At 37.5% G+C, this 5,834-nt stretch carries 6 protein-coding genes and 2 pseudogenes; 6 read left to right on the forward strand and 2 right to left on the reverse strand.

What is annotated here, in order from left to right:
* Nucleotides 1-37: 37 nt before the first annotated feature.
* A pseudogene (locus tag AFK68_RS13925) lies at nt 38-460 on the forward strand (lipoyl synthase); the annotation flags it as partial.
* Between the two features lie 359 nt (nt 461-819).
* Here the strand turns inward: AFK68_RS13925 and AFK68_RS13930 are convergent.
* Both AFK68_RS13930 and AFK68_RS43450 read right to left on the reverse strand, forming a co-directional pair.
* Nucleotides 820-1,182 carry a hypothetical protein gene (locus AFK68_RS13930; protein ID WP_094673324.1) on the reverse strand — a complete coding sequence of 121 codons (363 nt, stop codon included), beginning with the start codon at nt 1,180-1,182 and terminating at the stop codon, nt 820-822.
* Between the two features lie 31 nt (nt 1,183-1,213).
* Nucleotides 1,214-1,336 carry a hypothetical protein gene (locus AFK68_RS43450; protein ID WP_256386552.1) on the reverse strand — a complete coding sequence of 41 codons (123 nt, stop codon included), beginning with the start codon at nt 1,334-1,336 and terminating at the stop codon, nt 1,214-1,216.
* Nucleotides 1,337-1,630: 294 nt separating this feature from the next.
* Here AFK68_RS43450 and AFK68_RS13935 point away from each other — a divergent pair.
* The 5 genes and pseudogenes from AFK68_RS13935 to AFK68_RS13955 all read left to right on the forward strand — a co-directional run.
* Nucleotides 1,631-2,044, forward strand: a 414-nt coding sequence (locus AFK68_RS13935; RefSeq protein ID WP_094673328.1) for a hypothetical protein, incomplete at its 3' end; no start/stop codon positions are given.
* A gap of 879 nt (nt 2,045-2,923) precedes the next feature.
* Nucleotides 2,924-3,352, forward strand: a complete 429-nt coding sequence (gloA, locus tag AFK68_RS13940; RefSeq protein ID WP_094673325.1) for a lactoylglutathione lyase — start codon at nt 2,924-2,926, stop codon at nt 3,350-3,352.
* Between the two features lie 525 nt (nt 3,353-3,877).
* On the forward strand, nt 3,878-4,024 hold a 147-nt coding region (locus AFK68_RS13945), incomplete at its 3' end, for a Clp protease N-terminal domain-containing protein (protein ID WP_246844183.1).
* A gap of 64 nt (nt 4,025-4,088) precedes the next feature.
* On the forward strand, nt 4,089-4,947 hold an 859-nt coding region (locus AFK68_RS13950; RefSeq protein ID WP_143437862.1), incomplete at its 3' end, for a Clp protease N-terminal domain-containing protein.
* Nucleotide 4,948: 1 nt separating this feature from the next.
* Nucleotides 4,949-5,834: pseudogene (locus tag AFK68_RS13955) on the forward strand (AAA family ATPase); the annotation flags it as partial.

The following is a 5,834-nucleotide window of genomic DNA, read 5'->3' on the forward strand; positions in this document are numbered from 1 at the left end:
TGGGTGTTGATAGGTTGGCTGTTTCTTTAGCTGAAGGCAAAGAAGACGGATAGAGGTAGTTATAAATGCTGAACCTGCTTGTTATAACCATAATATTGAAACGGTCTCTAGGTTGCAAGGCCCTGTCCGTCGTGGGGCAAAATATGAGCGATCGCTTGATGTATTGCGAATTGTTAAAGAGTTAGACCCGAATATTCCCACTAAGTCTGGGTTAATGTTGGGACATGGAGAAACAGAAACCGAAGTAGTAGAAGCAATGGCAGACTTGAGAAAAGTAGGATGCGATCGCATAACTTTAGGCCAGTATATGCGACCTTCCCTAGCACATTTGCCCGTGCAAAAATATTGGACACCAGAAGAGTTTGACCAGCTAGGGGCGATCGCTAAACAAATGGGCTTTTCTCATGTTCGTTCTGGTCCTTTAGTTCGTAGTTCCTATCATGCTGGAGATAGTATTTAAGATTATTTGGGGATAACTTCCACAATATTCTTACTGAAAAATAAGGGTATTAGCCTTTTTGAGTCGGAAATACCTTGGTTTTCAGCCCTTGAGCCTCAAAAACTTACGATATTGGGGTGACGCGAGGCAGAAAAATCACTCTTGCTATACTTTCTGACTACCTTCTCTATAACTCCTATTTTTCCTNAAAAACTTACGATATTGGGGTGACGCGAGGCAGAAAAATCACTCTTGCTATACTTTCTGACTACCTTCTCTATAACTCCTATTTTTCCTCATTCTTAACTACTCCCTACTCCCTACTCCCTACTCCCTACCTCAACAAAAAGTATTTATTCAGCAAACCCTAATTATTGAATCTATCCACAAGATATATACTGCCATTCATCTTTTAACAAAGACAATAACTTTTCATCTCCTTTCGCCTTAGCTATTAAACATCGGCGTTCCAAAATATTACATAAATTTATTTTGTGAACCTGAGCTACATTGTTTTTTGCTTGAAGAAAAGAAACAGTTTGCTTCTCCTTACCTAAGGAATAGTTGACAGTGCAAAACATCTTTTTAGGAGGATGCCCATGTATGGGGATATGTCTAGGGTAAGGATAATTCCATCCTTGACCTCTATGTTGTCCTCTATATTTCTCCACCTCTTCCCCAAAGATCGTATTAATAGTGGGAAGGTCTTGTCGATTATTTGGATAGTCATTATTTAGTTTCATATCCTCAGACCCTATTGTAAAGTTATTTTCATTAACAAAAAGTATTTTGATTTCTGTATCTATTTTTACATTTTTCTAAAAAATATTCTGATTTTTGACAAAATTTTACATCGACAGTTAGACCTTGTAGGAAGTCTGCACCAATATCAGTCATTAGTTAGCCTCCTAGATCGGGACTTTCTGAGAGCATGTCATGCTACACAAACCTCAGAGATGACTTTGGACTTGTCCGTAGCAGTGTATCTCGGACAATAAAATCTTTCACTTAGTTTCGATACTGTCCACACTCTATCCCCTCATAGGGACTTAATTATTGATTTTTTATAGAAAAAAATTACCTTACTTTTGTATGTTGACAAAATAACCAAGTATTATTTAAAATAAAACTATAAACAAATAAATCAATAACTTAGGCCACAATAATATATTGAACTTTAAGGTAGATTTTATGAAAAAGTCTATAGAAAATAAGTCTACTGGTACTCATCCATTGAATAGATTTGTAACTAGAGAGGCCCTAGCATTTCATTTAGGAATTAAATCAGACAATATATACAAAATAAGCTGTTGGCGATATGTAATTCATGTTGTAGGAAAAGGTAAAAGTAGATTTGTCAGTTATGCTGATCTGCCACCAATTTTAGGAGTAGAGGAACCAAGAAAAGCTGATTTTGCTAAATGGCGCAAGCGAATAAAAACTAGAAAGCAAAAGTATGTACCTAAATTTTGGTCAGAATTTTATGTCAAAAAAATTGAAGAGTCTAATTCAATTCAAACCTTATTAAAATGGGAAAATTTAGTCAAACAATGTAAGTCATTAATCTCATTAGAAGGAATCCAAAAAATTGAGAATGCTTTAGCTNAAAAGTATGTACCTAAATTTTGGTCAGAATTTTATGTCAAAAAAATTGAAGAGTCTAATTCAATTCAAACCTTATTAAAATGGGAAAATTTAGTCAAACAATGTAAGTCATTAATCTCATTAGAAGGAATCCAAAAAATTGAGAATGCTTTAGCTCAAGAAAAGTCTAGATTAGAAAAAATCAGTCACTAAAATTTTTGAAATAAAACGATAAAAATATTGATTGCTATTTGACTAATTGTCAAGTTGAGTTAAATAGCAATTGAGTAAAATAGTAAAATTAATTAACTTATATTTATAACAGATTTAAACAAAGCGATCGCTGCCACAAAACAAATATAGCAATCCTAAATAAGTCGTAACAAATCAAAAAGTAAATAAAAAAACTGAAAGTCCCACCAGATGAGCTGTAGCAATAGTGCCTCTCTTGGTGCGCGNCTTATATTTATAACAGATTTAAACAAAGCGATCGCTGCCACAAAACAAATATAGCAATCCTAAATAAGTCGTAACAAATCAAAAAGTAAATAAAAAAACTGAAAGTCCCACCAGATGAGCTGTAGCAATAGTGCCTCTCTTGGTGCGCGTTCCCTCTCTTGGTCAGCATTCCCTTGCGCCTGGCGGCGACGCGGGGTCTGACCGCTTGCGTCTATCGCCGACGCGGGGTCGCACCGCTGTTGCCTAAAAAGCAGTAAGATTTTTGACACGAATATGCGGAGGATTGCTATATTAAATCTGACACAGTAAATCTGGCAAAAATAGAAAATTAGGCTATAGAGGAAAAAAAGCAGAATAAGTAACACAACATCTACTCCCCATATTGACCAAATTGCCTCAAAATAAAGAGTATAGATTTAGTCAAGGAATAAGGAGTAGACCATGCGACTATTACACACCATGCTGCGAGTCAACAACTTAGAAGAATCCCTCAAATTCTACTGCGATGTCCTCGGCATGAAACTACTACGCCAGAAAGACTATCCTGGTGGGGAATTTACTCTGGCCTTTGTTGGTTATGGCGATGAGTCAGACCATACAGTATTAGAACTGACCTATAACTGGGGTACCGATAAATACGATTTGGGCAACGCTTATGGCCATATTGCTTTGGGAGTTGATGATATTTATGGCACTTGCGAACAAATAAAAGCACAAGGAGGCAAAGTTACTAGGGAACCAGGGCCAATGAAACATGGTTCCACAGTTATTGCTTTTGTGGAAGACCCAAATGGATATAAAGTAGAGCTAATTGAGTTAAGCACTCACAGTAGTAGCTCAGAAAAAGAAGTTGCAGCTAGTGCTAATTAAAAAATTACAGAAGAGGGAGAAGAGAAGAAGTTAAGGAAGTCAGAAAGTTGTTTTTGTAAAGGGGGATGCGTGAGCAACCCTCCAAAAACATTTCCCTCAAAAAGGTAGGGTAAAGGTAGGGTAAATTACCCAATTATTTTGATAATAAATAATTAGTAATTAACTCAAAGCTAAATAAATGATGTTTTTGGCTATCTTTCTTTAATCTGAAAAACTCAGGGAGGATTAATTTGTGGTAAATATTTTGGCTGGAAAAATATCAGGCTAATATCTATGAACCTTTGTCATAATTTGGCAAAATTATAGACTTATTGAGTAGATAAATACAGTCTAGAGTTAAACCCACAATATATCTTCACTTCTTCCTTTTCTAAGAAATACAAGGTTAAACTAAGCTAAAGCAAGGTTAAAAGCTACTATATAACTATAATTTTATTTAATTACCAATGGACAATTAATAATTAATCAACGAGGTCATTATCAATTATCCATTATCAATTATCCATTATCAATTATCCATTATCCATGCAGCCAACTGACCCAAGCAAATTTACAGAACAAGCCTGGGATGCTATAGTAAAATCCCAAGATGTTGCTAGACGCTACCAAAACCAACAACTAGAAGTAGAACACTTAATTATTGCTCTCCTAGAACAACAAGGCACAGCTAATNTAATCAACGAGGTCATTATCAATTATCCATTATCAATTATCCATTATCAATTATCCATTATCCATGCAGCCAACTGACCCAAGCAAATTTACAGAACAAGCCTGGGATGCTATAGTAAAATCCCAAGATGTTGCTAGACGCTACCAAAACCAACAACTAGAAGTAGAACACTTAATTATTGCTCTCCTAGAACAACAAGGCACAGCTAATAAAATTTTAAATCGTTCTGGTATAGAACCGGAACGCCTTCTGCAACAAATAGACACTTTTGCTAAACGCCAACCTAAAATAGGTAGTATAGAACATCTCTACTTAGGGCAAGGTCTGGAAATTTTTCTAGACCTCGCTGATGAAGCTAGAGAAAAATGGGAAGATAAATTTATTGCTGTTGAACATCTCCTACTCGCCTTTCACCAAGATAAACGTCTGGGTAATAAACTTATTGGTGGTGGAACTCCTCAACTACCAACTCGCCCTGGTTTTGAACGCCCCCAAACTACTCCACAAGTTGAATTTGAAGAACTAGAGGCAGCTATTAAAGCAGCTCGAGGTAGTAACAAGGTTGAAGACCAAAACCCAGAAGCTACTTATGATGCTTTGGAAAAATATGGGCGCGACCTGACGGAGTTAGCTAAAGCAGGTAAACTTGACCCGGTTATTGGTAGAGATGAAGAAATTCGGCGGGTGGTTAGTTGTCTGTCTCGTCGAACAAAAAATAATCCTGTACTTATTGGGGAACCCGGGGTGGGTAAGACGGCGATCGCTGAAGGTTTAGCTCAACGTATTGTGAATGGCGATGTTCCGGAGTCTCTGAAAGAACGGCAACTTATTAGTCTGGATATGGGTAGTCTTATTGCAGGGGCAAAGTTTAGAGGAGAATTTGAAGAACGTCTCAGATCGGTTTTGCGGGAAGTTACCCACTNATCCTGTACTTATTGGGGAACCCGGGGTGGGTAAGACGGCGATCGCTGAAGGGTTAGCTCAACGTATTGTGAATGGCGATGTTCCGGAGTCTCTGAAAGAACGGCAACTTATTAGTCTGGATATGGGTAGTCTTATTGCAGGGGCAAAGTTTAGAGGAGAATTTGAAGAACGTCTCAGATCGGTTTTGCGGGAAGTTACCCACTCGGACGGTCAAATAGTTCTGTTTATTGATGAGTTACATACAGTTGTTGGTGCAGGTTCGGGGGGCGGTACTGGTTCTGGTGTAGATGCAGGGAATTTGCTCAAACCAATGCTTGCTCGTGGGGAACTTCGTTGTATTGGTGCAACAACTATTGATGAATATCGTAAACATATAGAGAAAGATGCTGCCCTCGAACGTCGGTTTCAAAAAGTAGAGGTTGGTCAACCTAGTGTTGAGGATACTATTTCTATTTTGCGGGGGTTGAAAGACCGTTATGAAACTCACCACGGAGTAAAAATTACTGATGCTGCTTTGGTTGCTGCTGCTACTTTGTCTAACCGTTACATTTCAGACCGCTTTTTACCAGATAAGGCGATCGACTTGGTAGATGAAGCTGCTGCTCAATTAAAAATGGAAATTACTTCCAAACCAGTGGAGTTAGAAGCTATTGACAGACGGATAATGCAGTTGGAGATGGAAAAACTTTCTATTGAAGGAGAGTTGCAAGGCAATAATAAAGATAAAAATGCTGAAGCTACCCCACCTGTAAAAGTATCTCCCACTTTACAACGCATTACTAATGAAATTAATACTTTGAAACAAAAGCAGGAAAAATTTGCCTCTAAATGGTCTGGGAAAAAGAGTTGTTGAATGCTATTAATTCCCTCAAAGCAGAAGAAGAT

Source organism: Hydrocoleum sp. CS-953 (assembly GCF_002260545.1).
In the GTDB taxonomy this organism is placed as follows: domain Bacteria; phylum Cyanobacteriota; class Cyanobacteriia; order Cyanobacteriales; family Microcoleaceae; genus Trichodesmium.

Bases quoted from the DNA above. Each gene is read 5' to 3' on its own strand.
- AFK68_RS13930 (WP_094673324.1), bottom strand. From the start codon at position 1,182: ATGAAACTAAATAATGACTATCCAAATAATCGACAAGACCTTCCCACT.
- AFK68_RS43450 (WP_256386552.1), bottom strand. From the start codon at position 1,336: ATGACTGATATTGGTGCAGACTTCCTACAAGGTCTAACTGTCGATGTA.
- gloA (WP_094673325.1), top strand. From the start codon at position 2,924: ATGCGACTATTACACACCATGCTGCGAGTCAACAACTTAGAAGAATCC.